The sequence below is a fragment of the Planomonospora algeriensis genome (assembly GCF_977012225.1).
The window spans coordinates 1-1,848 of the sequence record NZ_CDRNDK010000782.1 but is presented as its reverse complement, the minus strand read 5'-3'; the positions used below and the strand labels follow the sequence as shown (position 1 = coordinate 1,848).

General features: G+C 75.0%; 2 protein-coding genes. One reads left to right on the top strand and one right to left on the bottom strand.

What is annotated here, in order from left to right:
* The coding region (locus ACWJ6R_RS35720; RefSeq protein ID WP_449066445.1) for a LysR family transcriptional regulator at window positions 1-587 on the bottom strand (587 nt) is incomplete at its 3' end.
* Between the two features lie 238 nt (window positions 588-825).
* Here ACWJ6R_RS35720 and ACWJ6R_RS35715 point away from each other — a divergent pair.
* Entirely contained in the window at window positions 826-1,764 is a 939-nt protein-coding gene (locus ACWJ6R_RS35715) for a pseudouridine-5'-phosphate glycosidase (RefSeq protein ID WP_449066444.1), read from the top strand.
* The last annotated feature ends 84 nt before the right edge of the window (window positions 1,765-1,848 follow it).

The window sequence follows — 1,848 nt, the reverse complement described above, 5'->3', positions numbered from 1 at the left end:
GTCGCGGCCAGCTCCGCGGCGAGCAGCGGCGTGCGGCGGCGCGCCCAGGGATGGCCCGGTGCGACCACGACCACCAGCCGGTCCGTGGCCACCACCCGGGAGGCCAGCCCCTGCGGCACCGAGGGGCCCTCCACGAACCCGAGCTCGATCCCGCCCGCCTCCCCGCCGACGAGCCTGGCCACCTCCGCGGAGTTCTGCACCTCCAGCCCGACCTGGACCTGCGGCTCGCGGCCCTGCAGCTCCCCCAGCCAGCGCGGCAGGAGGTACTCGGCCACGGTCATGCTGGCCGCGATGTGCAGGTGCGCAGCCCGCGCGTGCCGTACGGCCTCCGCCCCGCGCATCAGCTCCTCGGCCGCCGCGAGCACCTGCGCCGCCCAGGCCGCGATCATCGTCCCCTGGGAGGTGAGCATGGAGCCCCGGGGGGTGCGCTCGAGCAGGGTCAGGCCGAGGCGGCGTTCCAGGAGCGCGATCCGCTTGCTCGCCGAGGGCTGGGCGATGCCCGCGGTCCGGGCCGCCTGCCCCAGGCTCCCCAGCCTCTCGACGTCGACGAGCAACCGCAGGGACTCGAGGTCGGGCAGGGCGCTCATAGCCCCAGGCTATGGCCTGAGGCCCCGGTGCCGGATCGTGCCCTTGAGTGAGGGTGTCCCACCCCGGTCCTGTACAAAGTAGATTCTTTCCTGCCTCGAAGGATCGCCGCCCCGGGCGGTCCTCAGGTGGACGCCGCCCCATCCTGCCCGTAACGTGCTTGTTTGAAGCGAAAAGACCGTTTGCGCCGTTCCAGTCGGGCGACCGCCCGGTCCCGGACCCAGGAGACAGATCCCGCCCATGCCTACCACCCAGCAGCCGCTCGACAGCATGCTCCGCCCCTCCGAGGAGGTGGCCGAGGCGCTGGCACAGGGCTCCCCCGTCGTGGCGCTCGAGTCCACGATCATCTCGCACGGCCTCCCCCAGCCCCGCAACCTGGAGGTCGCGGCCGAGCTGGAGGAGATCGTCCGCGAGGAGGGGGCCGTCCCCGCGACCATCGCGGTGCTGGACGGGGTCGCGCACATCGGCCTGGACGCCGCCGGGCTCAAGCGGATCGCCACCGAGTCCGGCCTGCGCAAGCTGGGCGCCCGCGACCTGCCCCTGGCCGCGGCGCTGAAGGCGAGCGGCGCGACCACGGTCTCGGCGACCTCGTTCCTGGCCGCCCGGGCCGGCATCCGGATCTTCGCCACCGGCGGTCTCGGCGGCGTCCACCGCGGGTGGACCGCCGACCAGGACGAGTCGGCCGACCTCGACGCGCTCAGCCGTACCCGCCTCACCATCGTGTGCGCGGGCGTGAAGTCGATCCTGGACGTCCCGGCCACCCTGCAGCGGCTGGAGACCCGGGGCGTCACCGTCGCGGGGTTCCGCACCGACGAGTTCCCCGGTTTCTACCTGCACACCTCCGGCGAGCCGGTCGAGTGGCGGATCGAGACCCCGGACGAGGCCGCCGCCGCCATGCGGGCCCAGGACGCCCTCGGCGGCCCGGAGACCGCCCTGATCGTGGCCAACCCGGTCCCCCGCGACCGGCAGCTCGACCCGGACCTGCACGACCGCGTGCTCGCCGAGGCCCTCGCCGCGGCGGAGCGGGAGAAGGTCACCGGCCAGGCGATCACCCCGTTCCTCCTCGGCTACCTGGTGCGCGGCACCGGAGGCGCCTCGCTGGAGGCGAACCTGGCCGCGGTGCGCGGGAACGTCCGCCTGGCCGCCGCCATCGCCCGGTCCTGGAGCCGGGGGGACTGAGACCCCGTGGACACCGGGAACACCGGGGGAACGGCGGCCGCCGGGCACGGCGAGGACACGGCGGCCGGCGGGGCCGCCGCCCCC

Excerpts from the sequence above, each read along its gene's own strand:
- ACWJ6R_RS35715 (WP_449066444.1), top strand. The coding sequence starts at position 826 with ATGCCTACCACCCAGCAGCCGCTCGACAGCATGCTCCGCCCCTCCGAG.